The organism is Nocardia sp. NPDC055165 (genome assembly GCF_053606985.1).
In genome coordinates, this window is sequence record NZ_JBSGSS010000006.1 from 209,914 (window position 1) to 224,243 (window position 14,330).

Consider the following 14,330-nt stretch of genomic DNA (forward strand, 5'->3'; position numbering starts at 1 on the left):
CACCGACACCGCGCCCGGCGGCGGCGTTTCCGCGCCGCGCGACTGGTCGACGCGCTCCGGCTACTTGTGACCACCGATCGAATCCTGACCGGAATTCCCCGGCCGGGCAATGCGTTGTCCAAGAGCGTGACCGATACCGCAGTGCTTTCCGATGAACTGAAGTCGTACCTCGACGAGGAGAAGGTCTACGCGACCGTCGCCACCGTCGGGCCCAACGGGCATCCGCATCTGACCGTGGTCTGGATCAAACGCGAGGGCGACGAACTGCTGTTCTCCACCACCGTCTCACGGCAGCAGGCCAAGAACCTGGTGCGTGACCCGCGGATCACCGTGATGGTGAACCCGCCGGAGCGGCCGTTCCTGTACGCCGAGGTACGCGGAACCGCCACCACCACACCGGATCCCGAGCGGGCGCTGCCGGACGAGATGTCGCTCAAATACACCGGCAAGCCGTATCGCGAGTTCAACCCGGCCTCGGTGGACGACGCCGAACGCGTCGTCATCCGCGTCACCCCCACCAAGGTCGCCGGACGCTTCTGACCAGCGGGCCCGGCGGAGTCAGCTCCGCTGGGCCTCTTCCTGCGCGTGCTGTGCCTGCACCAGCTGTTGCGGGGTGTAGCGCACGGTCAGCGCGACGAGCGCGGCGACGGCGGCGATGATCGCGCAGATGAACAGCACCAGGGTGTAGCCACTGTTGAGCGCGTCGATCTCGGCGGGCGTCGTGTTCGCGCCGGGGGTATCGCTGCCGCCGAGCGACAGCGTGCGTGACGCCGCGATCGGGCTGAGCAGACCGATGGCGATCGGTGTCGCCAGGCTCATGAACATCTGGCCGACCGCCGAGAGCGGGCCGATGTTCGACGGCGGAACCCCGACCAGCACGCAGAGCGGAGCGAGCACGATCGCCATCCCGACGCCGAAGCCGATCACCAGCAGCAGGGCCAGCAGCGTCGGCAGGTACTGCACGTGCCGGTCCAGCGTCGACCCGAAGAACAGGCCGACGGCGAGCACCACACCCGCGGTGGCGAGCAACCAGCGCGGCGCGATCACCAACGCGGCCTTGGAGGCCACGGCACCGCCGACACCGATGCCGATGGTGAACGGGATCGAGGCGACACCGGCCAGCAGCGGGCTGTAGCCGAGCACGTTCTGCAGCAGCTGGGCGACGAAGAATGTCATCGCGCCGAGCACCGCACCGGCCAGGAAGATCAGAACGAAGGTGGCGACCCGGTCGCGGCTGTCGAACAGCGACCACGGCAGCAGCGGATCGGATTCGCGTCGCTCGGCGAAAACGAAGATCACCAGCAGGACGAAACCGCCGATCAGCGAACCGAGGATCAGCGGGCTCGTCCAGCCCATGGCCGGGCCCTCGGTGGCACCGAACACGATCGTCGCGCAGGCCAGGGTGCCCAGAATCGCGCCCTTGATGTCGAGCGGAGTGCGGTGGTGTTCGGTGTCGGTGAGCTTGTAGACCGCGCCGAGCACGATGAGCGCGCCGATCGGGACGTTGATCAGGAAGATCCAGCGCCACCCGACCTCGGTCAGCGCACCGCCGACGATGAGGCCACCGACCGATCCGATGCCCGCCATCGAGCCGACGATCGCGATCGCCTGGTTCCTGGCCGGTCCGGGTGCGAAGGTGGTCGCAACCAGTGCGAACGCGGTCGGTGCCGCGATGGCGGCGCCCGCGCCCTGGAAGGCGCGCGAGATCAGCAGCATCGCCTCACCGGTGGCCAGACCACACGCCAGCGAGGCGGCGGTGAACAGGCCGACACCGTAGATCAGCATGCGTTTGCGGCCGAACGCGTCGCCGAGCCTGCCACCGAGCAGCATCAACCCCGCGAAGGTGAGCCCGTAGGCGGTCACCGTCCACGCACTGCCCGAACTGGACAGCCCCATGTCCTGCTGCAGGCGCGGCAGCGCGAAGATCACGACGGTGCCGTCGAGCACCACCATGAACTGCAGACCGCTCAGCACGAGGATGGCCAGGCCGAACGCCCGCTGCTTCACCGGATACTGCATCGTCGCAGCGGGTTTATCGAGCACAGTGAGGCAGTGTAATTGGCGCACCGGCAACGAGTGGGCGCGCCGTCGGTGAAGCTAGTCGAGGCCGAAGCCGGCCGTGGGGCCGATGACGATGATCGCGGGCGGGCGGATGCCCTCTTCCTTGACCCGGTCGGCGACCGTGGCGAGGTCGGCGCGCACCACCCGCTGCGTGCGCAGCGTGCCTTCCTGGATGACCGCGGCCGGGGTATCGCTCGGGCGACCACCGGCGAGCAGGGCCGCGGCGAACTTGTCGATCCGCTCGACCGCCATCATCAGCACGATGGTGCCGCGCAGCTTGGCCAGTGCCGACCAGTCGACGAGCGAATCGGGATGATCGGGGGCCACGTGTCCGCTCACGACCACGAACTCGTGGGTGACCCCGCGATGGGTCACCGGGATGCCTGCCGCGCCGGGCACCGAGATCGGGCTCGTGACACCGGGCACCACCGTCACCGGGATGCCTGCCTCGGTGCACGCCTCGAGCTCCTCGTAGCCGCGACCGAACACGTACGGATCGCCGCCCTTGAGCCGGACCACGAACTTGCCCGCTTTGAAGCCTTCGACGAGCGCGAGGTTGATCGCCTCCTGGGCCATCGACCGGCCGTACGGGATCTTCGCGGCGTCGATCACCTCGACGTGCGGGCCCAGTTCGGCGAGCAGTTCCGGCGGGGCGAGCCGGTCGGCGACGACCAGATCGGCGCGCGCGAGGAGCCTGCGACCACGCACGGTGATCAGGTCGGGATCGCCGGGGCCGCCGCCCACCAGCGCGACGCCCGGAGTCACCGGTTCCGAATCATCGGTCACCACACCCGATTGCAGCGCTTCGAGGAGACCGTTGCGCACGGCGGCCGAGCGGCGGTGCGCGCCACCGGCGAGCACGCCGAGGGAGAGTCCGTCGTAGCGAGCGGTCGCGGGCGTGACCGCGGTGCCGTCGCGCGCGATGTCGGCGCGGACGCAGAAGATGCGCTTGGCGGTGGCTTCGGCGACCACCGCGGCGTTGGTCTCCGGTTCGTCGGTGCAGGCCATCGCGTACCAGGCGCCGTCGAGATCGCCGTCGGCGTAAGCGCGCAGTTCGACCGTGAGTTGTCCCGCCGTAGCCATGCCCTCCACCGCCGGGGTGACCGCCCGGCTGATCACGTGCACCTCCGCACCCGAGGCCACGAGCAGGCCGAGTCGGCGCTGGGCGACGGTTCCGCCGCCGACCACCACTACTCTGCGTCCACGCAGATCGAGCCCGACCAGGTAGTTCGGGTCGCCTGCGGGCGGGGTCGATGCGGTGTCAGCGGTGTTCGGCACAGTGTCCCAGCCTAGTTCCTGGCTCGGTGCGGCCCGAACGCACCCGCCGACAGACTCGGCGCCGATCGACGATCTGTCCGTCGGCGGACCCGTCTTGACGGACGATCCGTCGGTTGTCCACGACACGGGACCCGACGAATGTTCAAGAATGGCTACGACCGAAGACAACGCGCCCGCCGCGGACTACACCGATCGCGTGATCGCGGTGGAGCCCGGCGGCAACGAAACCATCCCCGAATCCGCCCGGCACGGCAGTCCGCGCGGGCTGCTGTGGACGTGGACCTCGCCCAATCTCGAGTTCGCCACGATCTTCATCGGGGTGCTGTCGGTGACCGTCTTCGGCATGAGTTTCTGGCAGGCGGCGCTCGGGCTGGCGGTCGGTATCGGACTCGGTGCCGGGGCGCACTACGTGTTGTCCGCGCGTGGTCCGGTGTACGGCGTACCGCAGATGGTGCTGGGCCGCACGGCTTTCGGGTATCGCGGGAACGCGCTGCCCGCCACGTTCATGGCGATCATGTGCGGTGTCGGCTGGTTCGCCACCAACAGTGTGTCGGGCGCGTTCGCGTTGAACACGCTGACCGGTCTGCCGAAGGTTCCGTCGCTGGTGCTGATCGTGGTGTTGCAAACCGGTTTCGCGGTCTTCGGGCACAACCTGGTGCAGGCCTTCGAGCGGTTCGTCTTCCCGTTGCTGGCGGTGGTTTTCGTGCTGGTGACCGTCGTGATCGTCAGCAAGGCCGAGCTGACCGGCGCCGCGCCCGAGGGCGGTGTGGGTGGGATCGCCGGATTCCTGCTCACCGTCGGCACCGCCTTCGGCTACGCGGGCGGCTGGAACCCGTACGCGGCGGACTACTCCCGCTACCTGCCGACCGCGGTGTCGAAGGTCGCGACCGGCGGATACGCGGCGACCGGGCTGTTCGTCTCCTGCCTGTGGTTGTCGGCGCTCGGGGCCGCGTCGGCGACCATCGTGAGCACGGCGACCGGGAGCCCCACGGACGTGTTCACCGCGAATCTGCCCGGCGCACTGGCGAATCTGACGCTGCTGGCCATCACCCTCGGCGCGATCGCGGCGAACGCGCTCAATGTGTACTCGGGTGCGATGGCGTTCGTGACGATCGGGGTGAAGCTGCCGGTGCGCACCCAGCGGGCGCTCGTCTCGGCGGTGTTCGGCGTGGTCGGCTTCCTGGTGGCGTGGTGGGCACTGCCCGACGCGGCGGCCGGCTACGAGGCGTTCTTGCTGATCGTGGCCTACTGGATCGGGCCGTGGCTCGGTGTCGTGTTCGCCGACCAGTACCTGCGCCGTGGCACCGACATCCGCCCACTGCTCTACGACCGCGCCTCCACCAACCGGGGTGGAGTCGTGGCCTTCGCGACCGGCCTGGTGGTGTCGGTGCTGTTGTTCTCCAACCAGGCGAAGTTCACCGGCTACCTGGTGCGGGAGTTCCCGAATCTGGGCGACATCACCGTCTTCGTCGGATTCGCGCTGGCGGGTGGGTTGTACCTCTTGCTCACCCGGGGACGGGTCAGCGCCGACCGGGCGGTGGTCGCGGCGTGAGGCCCGTCGAGCCGGCGGCCGACTCGGACCAGTCAGCGGCCGGATGACCGGATTCCCACCCCGTGCTCGCGATCCGCGTCAGTTCGACACCCGGTGCGCGCTGAGCGCCAGCAGCAAGGTGGGGGTGAGTTCCGGTGCGGCGGGATCGAAGCCGAGAAGCGCTTTGATCCGGTCCAGGCGTTGGTAGAGCGATTGCCTGCCGATGTGGAGGGCGGCGGCGCATCGGGTGGCGCTGCCACCGTGACGCAGGAACGCTTCGAGCGTGGGGGTGAGAGCGCTGTGATGGGCGGTGTCCCAGGCGATCAGCGGAGCGAGAGTCGTCTCGACGAGGCGGGCTCGGTCGGCGGCGGGCAGCGCGTCGACCAGCAGATCACCGGCCAGTGCACGCCGGGTGGTGACGGGGCCGCTCTGCCCGGCGCGGTCGCGGCGCTGCCGGACGGCCAGCCGTAGCGCCGGGCCCGTCGCGGTGAGTGCGGCGGACAGACTCGCCGCTGTCGACTCCGCCGGGTCACCGACCACCAGGGTGACGCCATCGATGCTGTTGGTGGCACACGCTTTTCGCATCAGGTCCGCGACCTCGGCGACGGGATCGGTCGCCGAGGGGTCGGGTGCGAGCACCCCGTACACCGTCGCGTGCACCTCACCGATCACCCCGGGGCGCCCGAGTTCCTTGACCGCGCTGTCGAGCAGCCTGGCGGCGATCCGCGTGTCCGGCGCGTCGACCGCCACCGGGACCAGACGTAGCCCGGCCGTCGCACCGGCACCGGCCGCGGCCAGCCGCGCACGGAGGTCGGCGGGGCGGATCTGCTTGTCCGCCATCAGATCCGCGAGCAACCGGGTGGCCACCCGGCGCGGCCGGCCGCTGGGGTCGGCGGATCGCGCGAGCGCCGGTCCCAGCACGGCGGCGGCACGGTCGAGGACTTCGCCCAGCGTCGTCGGATCCAGCGGTGAACCGGGACCGGCGGTGAGGGTGCCCCAGAAACTGTCGCGCACCGTGATCTTCGCGGTAGCTCCGGCGGATTCCACGGCGGCCCAGGCAGATCGATCATCGTCGACCCCGTGCGCCGCGACCAACGCGCCACTGCCCGCGGTGAGCACCACCGGGCACCCGGTCACCGCGCCGACCTTCGACAGCAGTCGCGCCGGGCCGTGCCCGGCACCGAGCTCGACCAGCAGCTCGCGGGTCAACCCGTCGACCACCCGCAGCATCCCCACTTCGCGCGAGACGATCACCGTATTGGCCGCGCGGCACAGGTCGATGAACGGCACCACACTGCGCAGGGCGATCAGCGGCAGCCCGGCGCGCGAGGCCTCCGCGACCATGTCCGGCGGGACGGTGTCGAACGTGCGGCCCAGCTCGACCGCCACCCCGGCTACCGCACGATCGGCGATCTCGCGCAGGTAGTGACGCCGGGTTCCGGCATCGACACCCGCCAACCCCAGCCCCGTCGTCAGCAGCAGCTCACCGCCCGAGAGCAGCGGGCTGATCTCGAAGATCTCGCTGGAGTGCACCCACCGCACGGCCCGGTCCAGCGACGAGCGCCCCGACAGCACCAGCGGGTCGGCCGCCAGGAACTGGTCGGCGAGCAGTTGTCGGACGGTGGGCAACATGCGGTCATCCTGTCATCGATCGACCGCGCGGGTATGGACGAAATGTACGTTGCCGACCGGGCGAGCAGGCAGGACAGTGGAGTCCATGACACCGCCGGACGCACTCCTGGACGTGGCCTACGACGAAGCCCTGCGCGGGCTGGCCGAAGGGGGTGTCCCCATCGGCGCGGCCCTGTTCGACGCCGACGGCACTCTGCTGGGCCGCGGCCACAACCGCCGCGTACAGAACGACGATCCGAGTGTGCACGCCGAAACCGACGCCTTCCGCGCCGCGGGCCGACGCCGCGACTACGGGCCGACGATCATGGTCACCACGCTGTCCCCGTGCTGGTACTGCAGCGGCCTGGTACGCCAGTTCGGGATCGGCACCGTGATCATCGGCGAGGCGCGGACCTTCCACGGCGGCCACGATTGGCTGGCCGAACACGGGGTGACGGTGATCGTGCTGGACGACCCGCGCTGCGTGTCGCTGATGACCGACTTCATCGCCGAGCGCCCCGACCTGTGGTTCGAGGACATCGGCGTCGCGCCGACGAAGGAGACACCCGCATGAGCAGCATCGCCTCGGTCGATCTGGCCCGCTGGCACACCGGCGGCGAGGTGGCCCGCACCGTGGAACGCGAGGTCGACGAAGGGCTGCGCCGGGCCGGCTTCCTCCTGGTGCACGGCCACGGCATCGACCCCGCGTTGCCCGCCGCGGTCCGGGCCGCCGCACGCCGGTTCTTCGCCCTGCCGGACGACGTGAAGCAGCGGTACGCGGTGGCCGTCGGCGGTCGTGGCTGGATCGGTCCCGGCCGCGAGGCCAACGGCTATGCCGAGGGCACCGAAACCCCGCCGGATCTGAAGGAGACCTTCGCCGTCGGCGCCGACACCGCGACCGGTGATCCGGCGATCGACCAGATGTGGTTCCTGCCGAATGTGTGGCCCGCGGAGGTCGTGGAGCTGCGCGCGCTGCTGACCGAGTACACCGCCGCCGTGCGCACGCTGTCCGACGAACTGCTCGCCCTGTTCGCCGCGGCCCTCGCGCTGCCGGTCAACCCGTTCGCCGACCTGGCCGCACGCCCGACCTGGACCTGCAATATCAACCACTATCCGCCGATGACCGATGTCGGTGAGCCGGAGCCCGGCCAGTTCCGGATCGGTCCGCATACCGACTTCGGCACGGTGACGGTGCTCGACCGAGAACCCGGTGCGGGCGGGTTGCAGGTCTACACCGAGGCAGGCGGGTGGGCCGACGCTCCCTACGATCCGGCGGCGCTGACGGTGAACATCGGTGACCTGCTGGCCTATTGGAGCGGCGAGCGATGGCCGTCGGGTCGGCATCGGGTGCTGCCACCCCAGCCCGATGCCCCCGAGGAGGACCTGGTCTCGCTCATCTACTTCTACGAACTCGACCACGACGCGGTGGTGACTCCGCTGGCACCGCCGATCGGCCGGGTGGCGCAGGGTCCGCCGGTGGTGTCGGCCGATTTCCTCCGTATCCGGTTGGATGCCATCACTATCGGCTGACGCACCGAGCGCGCGATCATTCGAAGTACGGCTGGTTCTGCACCCAGCGGAAGTCTGTGCTGCGCAACGGGAACCGCTCGAGGTCGAGGCGGTCGAGAGTGACCGTGGCGGGCCGACCGTCCAGTTCTCCACGCAATGTCAGCGTGTCGACCGAGGGATGCTCGACGGTGAAGGTGGCGTAGGGCACCGGGGTTCCGTCGGCGCCGCTGGGTGCGGCGACGAGCGTCATCGTGGCGGCCGCCAGGTCGGTCGTGGCCGACACCGGCACCACCGAATCGTCCATTCGCTGGTATCCCGCCGAGCCCACGTCGATCACGAGGCGTTGCCAGCGCACCGGATCGGTGGCCAGCGGCGGGATCGGGGTCGCTTCGACGCTGAACTCGCGCACCTCCCAGATGCCGTACAGCTCGGGTTTCGGTGCACCGCCGCCGTATTCGCGCCAGCTCTGCATTCCCGTGTCGATCATGCCCGCCGTGATCCACAGTCCGACCACGACCTGCGCCACCGCCGCCCACCGGTTGGCCCGCGACGAGGAGAACAGCGGTGGCTGCACGGCCGGGCCCGAATCACGGTCCAGCACGAGGAAATTCGCGAGCCTGCGTGCCTGCGGGGCGAGCAGCACCAGCCCCATCAGCAGCAGGTGCCCGGCCAGCATCTTCACCGGCACGTCGAAAGTCAGATTGAGCAGGAACACCTGCGCCATGCTGATCACGCCCAGCATGGCGCCCACCGTCGCGGTGCGTGGCCAGAACAGCAGCAGACCGGCGAGTACTTCGGCTGCGCCCAAGGCGATCTCGTAGGCGGGTGACGATCCGACCTGGGTCCACAGCATCGCCATCGGCGTCAGATCACCGACCCGGGTGAGCAATGTGGTCAGCGCGGGTTCGGGCATCTGCGTCGGGATGAGCTTGGCGAATCCGTAGAACAGCATCTGTCCGCCTACACACAGCCGCAGCGCCGTGAGAAACCAGCTCAGCAGTCGTGGATACGCGAGCCTGCGCCGGTCGAGCACCGACCACACCAGGGTGATCAGCACCGCGACCACCAGCAGCAGACCGCACTGGATCCAGATCGCGGCCTGGTCGCCGCTGCCGTTCATCGCCAGCTCGGCCGCCACCCCGAACACGTGCTCACCGATCCAGCTACTCACCGGATCGAGGGCCATGATCTGCCAGAGCATGGCCTCCTCGGGCAACCGCAGCGCGAGCACACCCAGGAAGACGAAGGTGATCTGAGCCATCCACAGACAGAAAAGGCCCAGGTACGCCACACTGAACCGGAAGGCGAGCCGGGTGATCGGATGCCACATCGGTGGCGGTGAGGGCGGGTTCGCGATGTCGTCGCGCGCACGCTCAATGGTCCCTGTGGTCACCCACGCCTCCTCATCGAGTTCGGTTGTTACCGAAGCTAATCGGAAGATACGGTGGAGCGCGTCGGGGAAAACCCCGATCTTTGCGCTGTCAACCCTGAGTCTCACTCAGCGATGCCGCCCTTACATTCCGGTCGGCCGTCCGGTACTCAGAAGTGACACACGTTACAGTTTTGCCGACAGGGGTACCCCGTAGATGTCCGAAGATCAGGATCCGGCCGCTCAGATGTCGCTCACCGTCAGCGAGCGCGATCTGGACGAGCTAGCCGGGAAGCTGGCGAGCTGGCTGACCGACAAGGTCGGCGCCGACGTGACGGTCAGCAATCTGAACAAACCGTCCAGCGGCGGCATGTCGAGCACCACCATCCTGTTCGACGCCGAATGGCCGGCGGACGGGGCCGCCGAACAGGGGTCCTTCGTCATCCGGATGGCGCCCGAGGACAGCTCGTTCCCGGTGTTCGAGTCCTACGACCTGGCGATGCAGTACCAGGTGATGGCCGGTGTCGCCGCGTCCTCCGAGGTCGCCGTGCCGACGCTGCGCTGGCTCGAACTCGACGATTCGGTGTTCGGCTCCCCCTTCATCGTGATGGAGCGGGTCGAGGGCAGGGCGCCGTCGGACAATCCGCCGTACGTGTTCTTCGGCTGGCTGTTCGACGCGACGGTCGCCGAGCGCGAGCTGGTGGCGGACGCGACGGTCGAGGTGATCGCCCAGGTGCACGCCATCGACAAGGTGGCCGAGCGCTTCCCGCTGCTCGACGGTGCGGGCACCGCGCTGCGCAGGCATTTCGACGCCCAGCGCGCCTGGTACCGGTGGGCACTGACCGACCACGGTGTCGAGGTGCCGCTGATCGAGCGGACCTTCGATTGGCTCGAGGCCAACTGGCCGGCCGATCCCGGTCCCGAAGTGCTGAACTGGGGCGACGCTCGTCCCGGCAACATCCTGTTCGACGGGTTCACCCCGGCGGCCGTGCTCGACTGGGAGATGGCGACGTTCGCGCCACGCGAACTCGACCTGGGCTGGACCATCTTCATCCACCGGTTCTTCCAGGACATCGCCACCCGCTTCGACCAGCCGGGTCTGGTGGACTTCCTGCGCCGCGACGCGGTGGTGGCGAAATACGAGGAACTGACCGGGCATTCGGTCCGGAATCTGGACTTCTACATCGTCTACGCCGCGCTGCGGCACGCGATCGTGATGGCCAGGATCAAGTGCCGGATGATCCATTTCGGCGAGGACACCGTGCCCGCCGAACTCGACGACTACGTGATGCACCGCCTCACCCTCGAGGCGTTGCTCGACGGCACCTACGAATGGGACTGACTATGCGCGCGATCATGCCCGTCCCCCTGGACGAATACCCGGTCCATCAGACCCCGCTGTCGCTGGCCAGGGTGGCCACCAGCGACCGGAACTTCTACGACCGCTATTACTTCAACGCCTTCGACCCGGCCGGCGACGCGATGCTGATCACCGGGTTCGGCGTGTACCCGAACCTCGGGGTGGTCGACGCGTTCGCGACGGTGCGCCACGGTGACGCCCAGCGCAGCGTGCGCTTCTCCGACGCGCTCACCTCGCGCGATCTGACCACCGCCGTCGGCGGCTACCGGATCGAGGTGATCGAGCCGCTCCAGAAGCTCCGAGTGGTCTGCGAGCACGACGATCTCGGGTTCGATCTGACCTGGACCGGTGCGCAGCCCGCCGTGCAGGAGCAGCCGCACCTGATCCTGTCCGGCACCAAGCCGATCATCGAGGCCTCGCGCTTCGCCCAATCGGGTTCGTGGGAGGGCACTCTCGCGGTCGACGGCATCGACTACCCGGTCGACCCGGCGGTGTGGACGGGCAGCCGCGATCGATCCTGGGGCATCCGGCCCTCCGGTGAGCCCGAACCCGCAGGCAGGCCGACCGGCATGGACGGTTTCTGGTGGCTGTACGCGCCGCTGCGGTTCCAGGATTTCTCGATCGTGGTGATCGTGCAGGAGGAGCCCGACGGCACCCGCACCCTCAACAACGCGGTGCGGATCTGGAACGACGGGCGCAAGGAACAACTGGGCTGGCCGCGCATGCACTGGACCTACGAGTCCGGCACCCGGCACCCGAAATCTGTGCGCCTGGACATGACCACCCCCGACGGGAAGCCGCTCGAGGTCGAGATCGAGTCGCGCCCCGGGATCGCCCTGCACGTCGGCTGCGGTTACGGCGCCGACCCCGACTGGACCCACGGCCGCTGGATGGGCGAGAACTGGTCGCTGTCGAGCGCCTACGACCTCACCGACCCCGCGATCAAGGGCCGTACCCCCTACGGCGTGATCGACCACATCGGCTACGCCCGCTGCGGTGATCTCGAAGGCTGGGGCCTGTTCGAACACGCCTCCATGGGCCGCCACGACCCCACGGGTTTCGCCGATTGGTCTTCCGTCGCCCCTTGACGGAACTCTCGCGCGAGAAGAAAAGGCGCCGCCGCGACAACGAGGTCGCGGCGGCTCCGATTTTTTCTGGGGTCGTATTCTTATGCGGCCGTGGCGAAGTCGGCCAGGAGCGACGGCACGGCGGCGTCGAAGCCGGCGACGTCGAGCATGCCCGCGTCGCCTGGATCGGCGATGCTGAAGTTCGTCGCCGTCATGCCGACCACCACGAGCTTGGCCCGCGGGTTCACCTCGCGGCGGTAGCGGGCCAGCGCCTGGTGCGGGTGCACCGCTCCCGCCCAGGTCTCGTTGTCGGTGAAGATCGAGAACACATCGACTTCGATGCCCTTGTCCAGCGCGTGCAGGATGGGCAGCGAGCAGTCGGTGCCGCCGAACGGCAAACCCGATATCGTTCGCACCGCGTCGTCGAGACGCTGCCGCGGCGAGATCGACAGCGGGGACAGGCCGCGCGCCCCCTGCCACCCCTGACCGCTGGCGGTGAACCCCACGATCTCGTGCCGCGGCTCGGTACGTGCGGTGACCAGGGCGAGCGCGGCCGAGGCCTCGCGCGCCGAGATCGGCAGTCCTGCGATCGCACTCATCATCGAGCCCGACACGTCCAGCGCCAGCAGGTGACGCAGGCCGGTCGGCCGCACGAACTCGAAGGCCGCGTAGAACGCGGCGTCGAGGGCGTCGACGACCGGGGCCGACGGCGTCCAGGTGCCCGCGCCACGCGCCGACCGCCCGGAAGCGTAGGTGCGCAACGCGATCAGCACCGACACCGGGTGCACGCGAGCCTTGCGCAGCCTCGCCGGGTCGGCGAGCTGCGCGCAGATCGCCGCGGTGCGCGGTCCGAGCGGATCGAGCAGGCCGAGACGGGTCAGGCGCGGCAGCTGTCGCAGCAGCGCCGTCTGCGGGATGCCGTTGTCGAGCAACGCTTCCCACACCGGCGCGGTGTTCAGTGCGGCGTCGGGCAGCATCTCCCAGCTGAGCCGGTACTCACGCACCAACTCCGGCACCCGCGCCACCGGTGCTTCCTGTGCCCGCTGGAAACCGTCGAGCAGTGCCAAGCCGTCGAGTTCCGGTGCGCGACCACAGATCCAGTCGAACAGCCTGCGCCGATCGTCGTCGGTGGTCGCCGGGTGTGAGAGTCGCAGCAGGTCACGGTTCGACCAGCCCTCCCGCTGCCGGTACTTGACCACCTGGAATGCCAGGTCGTCGATCGGCTTGTCCAGGTACCAGTTCGCGACGGCACGCCGCAGACCACGACCCCAGCCACGGAACTGCTCGGCGTAGCCGGCGAACAGGAACAGGTGCGTACCGGTGCGCGCGACCAGCGGCAGCGCGGCGAAGGCGGCCCGGCGGCCCTCGACGTCACCGAGCGACGCGGCGGCGGCCAGCGCGAACAGGGCCGGGTTCTGGCGCGGCGCGCGCCCGGAGGCGGAGATCTCGACGATCTCGCGAACCAGATCGGCGGTGTGCTCAGCGGCGTATTCGACGACGAATTCAGCGTTGTCCGCTGTCAAAGCCTTCGCATCGACATAGAAAGTTCCGGATTCCGTGCCGAGCGTGAGGAAGCGACGCACCCGCGCCTGCGGGGTGATCTCGAAAACGTAGCCGCCCGCGTTGTTCACGACCTGCCGGCGATCGGCGGGCACGGTCTGCGGCGTGGCGCGACGAGAAAAGCGCGACAAGATATTCATTGTTCCCCCTCCGATACGTGTACCGGCGTCGATGTTTCGGACCCGGGACCCGACCGGGGCATGTGGTGACGTGGTGAGCGGACGGACGTGTAGTTACGGCCGAAGAACGGAAATCACTTTCCGCCACGGGGTTCGAACCCGCTGGACCCAGAGGTCGTGCCAGATAACCGACCGAATCCGGTCCGTCCTGCTCGTTCACGTTGGACAGTTGCTCAGCGGACGTGTGTGTCCCGACCGGTACAGGTGCTCTACCAGCTGAGCTACCACCATCTTGCGATGGCGGGCAGGATTCGAACCTGCGACATCCCCAATCCGAGTGGTAACCGATCAGATCCGGTCCGCCTCGCAACTGCTGACATGAATTTACTGCGCACCAACGATCTTGCCCAGCGAATTAATCTCCGGGCATCGACGACCGCGGCGAAGTCGACGCGGCGGCGACCACGATTCCGTCGACAATTGTTCTGCCGCAGACGAGTTCGCCACTGCCCGCGAGCAATGCCGCGGCTTCCGCGACGCTGGGGGTGCCGACCGCCGCCGAGGCGTGGCCCGAACGGTGCCCTACGTCGACTTCGGCCAGTTGTTCGGCGGTGAACGCCACCACGGCCACACCGAGGGTCGCCGCGGCGGTCAGGACACCGGGTTCGGTCGCACGCCGATCGAGGGTCGCCAAACAGCTGATGGTGGTATCGCCGACTACCGCCCGCACCGCGCGGACGATCCGCCCCGCATCGGTGCCCGGCCGTATGCCGATGCCGACGGCCGGCGCCGGGCCCGAAGGCGTATCACCGGTTCCCGGTTGTCGCTCGCCGTCGGAAGTCGTCATCGTCGCCGTGTACCGCCG

The 14,330-nt window shown here is 68.9% G+C and carries 12 protein-coding genes and 1 tRNA gene; 6 read left to right on the top strand and 7 right to left on the bottom strand.

All coding sequences use genetic code 11. The features are described from left to right. Positions 1–66 precede the first annotated feature (66 nt). Complete coding sequence (locus ACWFRF_RS14900) at positions 67–540, top strand: PPOX class F420-dependent oxidoreductase (protein ID WP_378992304.1); 474 nt, start codon at positions 67–69, stop codon at positions 538–540. Positions 541–558: 18 nt separating this feature from the next. On the opposite strand, the gene ACWFRF_RS14905 is transcribed toward ACWFRF_RS14900, so the two are convergent. Beyond that, a complete protein-coding gene (locus ACWFRF_RS14905; RefSeq protein WP_378628251.1) occupies positions 559–2,019 on the bottom strand; it encodes an MFS transporter in 1,461 nt (486 codons plus the stop codon). 78 nt (positions 2,020–2,097) lie between these two features. After that, positions 2,098–3,339 carry a uroporphyrinogen-III C-methyltransferase gene (gene cobA, locus ACWFRF_RS14910; RefSeq protein ID WP_452450382.1) on the bottom strand — a complete coding sequence of 414 codons (1,242 nt, stop codon included), beginning with the start codon at positions 3,337–3,339 and terminating at the stop codon, positions 2,098–2,100. 148 nt (positions 3,340–3,487) lie between these two features. Here cobA and ACWFRF_RS14915 point away from each other — a divergent pair, with 148 nt between their 5' ends. Next, positions 3,488–4,891: a purine-cytosine permease family protein gene (locus tag ACWFRF_RS14915; RefSeq protein ID WP_452450384.1), complete on the top strand. Its 1,404-nt coding sequence runs from the start codon at positions 3,488–3,490 to the stop codon at positions 4,889–4,891. Between the two features lie 78 nt (positions 4,892–4,969). Here ACWFRF_RS14915 and ACWFRF_RS14920 read toward each other — a convergent pair whose 3' ends face one another. Continuing rightward, the gene (locus tag ACWFRF_RS14920) at positions 4,970–6,502 is read right to left on the bottom strand and encodes a PucR family transcriptional regulator (protein WP_452450386.1); all 1,533 of its coding nucleotides are present in this window, start codon (positions 6,500–6,502) and stop codon (positions 4,970–4,972) included. Between the two features lie 85 nt (positions 6,503–6,587). Here ACWFRF_RS14920 and ACWFRF_RS14925 point away from each other — a divergent pair, with 85 nt between their 5' ends. Both ACWFRF_RS14925 and ACWFRF_RS14930 read left to right on the top strand, forming a co-directional pair. Next, complete coding sequence (locus ACWFRF_RS14925; RefSeq protein ID WP_378992299.1) at positions 6,588–7,055, top strand: nucleoside deaminase; 468 nt, start codon at positions 6,588–6,590, stop codon at positions 7,053–7,055. Beyond that, the gene (locus tag ACWFRF_RS14930) at positions 7,052–8,011 is read left to right on the top strand and encodes an isopenicillin N synthase family dioxygenase (RefSeq protein WP_452450388.1); all 960 of its coding nucleotides are present in this window, start codon (positions 7,052–7,054) and stop codon (positions 8,009–8,011) included. The genes ACWFRF_RS14925 and ACWFRF_RS14930 overlap by 4 nt, the downstream gene beginning before the upstream one ends. A gap of 16 nt (positions 8,012–8,027) precedes the next feature. Here the strand turns inward: ACWFRF_RS14930 and ACWFRF_RS14935 are convergent, their stop codons facing one another. Continuing rightward, positions 8,028–9,320, bottom strand: a complete 1,293-nt coding sequence (locus ACWFRF_RS14935; RefSeq protein WP_452450611.1) for a DoxX family protein — start codon at positions 9,318–9,320, stop codon at positions 8,028–8,030. Between the two features lie 256 nt (positions 9,321–9,576). On the opposite strand from ACWFRF_RS14935, the gene ACWFRF_RS14940 reads away from it, so the two are divergent. Both ACWFRF_RS14940 and ACWFRF_RS14945 read left to right on the top strand, forming a co-directional pair. Beyond that, positions 9,577–10,701 (top strand): phosphotransferase family protein, encoded by a 1,125-nt coding sequence (locus tag ACWFRF_RS14940; protein WP_452450389.1) that lies wholly within the window; start codon positions 9,577–9,579, stop codon positions 10,699–10,701. Positions 10,702–10,715: 14 nt separating this feature from the next. After that, positions 10,716–11,807 (top strand): hypothetical protein, encoded by a 1,092-nt coding sequence (locus tag ACWFRF_RS14945; protein ID WP_378992295.1) that lies wholly within the window; start codon positions 10,716–10,718, stop codon positions 11,805–11,807. 80 nt (positions 11,808–11,887) lie between these two features. Here the strand turns inward: ACWFRF_RS14945 and ACWFRF_RS14950 are convergent, their stop codons facing one another. The 3 genes from ACWFRF_RS14950 to ACWFRF_RS14960 form a co-directional block, all read right to left on the bottom strand. Next, complete coding sequence (locus ACWFRF_RS14950; protein WP_452450391.1) at positions 11,888–13,486, bottom strand: TROVE domain-containing protein; 1,599 nt, start codon at positions 13,484–13,486, stop codon at positions 11,888–11,890. 277 nt (positions 13,487–13,763) lie between these two features. Then, positions 13,764–13,829, bottom strand: a tRNA-Pro gene (locus tag ACWFRF_RS14955). 51 nt (positions 13,830–13,880) lie between these two features. Continuing rightward, on the bottom strand, positions 13,881–14,312 hold the full coding sequence (locus ACWFRF_RS14960) for a cobalamin biosynthesis protein (protein ID WP_379312020.1): 432 nt from the start codon (positions 14,310–14,312) through the stop codon (positions 13,881–13,883). Positions 14,313–14,330 lie beyond the last annotated feature (18 nt).

Bases quoted from the DNA above. Each gene is read 5' to 3' on its own strand.
- ACWFRF_RS14945 (WP_378992295.1), top strand. From the start codon at position 10,716: ATGCCCGTCCCCCTGGACGAATACCCGGTCCATCAGACCCCGCTGTCG.
- ACWFRF_RS14915 (WP_452450384.1), top strand. From the start codon at position 3,488: ATGGCTACGACCGAAGACAACGCGCCCGCCGCGGACTACACCGATCGC.
- ACWFRF_RS14960 (WP_379312020.1), bottom strand. From the start codon at position 14,312: ATGACGACTTCCGACGGCGAGCGACAACCGGGAACCGGTGATACGCCT.
- ACWFRF_RS14905 (WP_378628251.1), bottom strand. From the start codon at position 2,019: ATGCAGTATCCGGTGAAGCAGCGGGCGTTCGGCCTGGCCATCCTCGTG.
- ACWFRF_RS14935 (WP_452450611.1), bottom strand. From the start codon at position 9,320: ATGTGGCATCCGATCACCCGGCTCGCCTTCCGGTTCAGTGTGGCGTAC.
- ACWFRF_RS14950 (WP_452450391.1), bottom strand. From the start codon at position 13,486: ATGAATATCTTGTCGCGCTTTTCTCGTCGCGCCACGCCGCAGACCGTG.
- ACWFRF_RS14940 (WP_452450389.1), top strand. From the start codon at position 9,577: ATGTCCGAAGATCAGGATCCGGCCGCTCAGATGTCGCTCACCGTCAGC.
- ACWFRF_RS14920 (WP_452450386.1), bottom strand. From the start codon at position 6,502: ATGTTGCCCACCGTCCGACAACTGCTCGCCGACCAGTTCCTGGCGGCC.
- ACWFRF_RS14930 (WP_452450388.1), top strand. From the start codon at position 7,052: ATGAGCAGCATCGCCTCGGTCGATCTGGCCCGCTGGCACACCGGCGGC.
- ACWFRF_RS14925 (WP_378992299.1), top strand. From the start codon at position 6,588: ATGACACCGCCGGACGCACTCCTGGACGTGGCCTACGACGAAGCCCTG.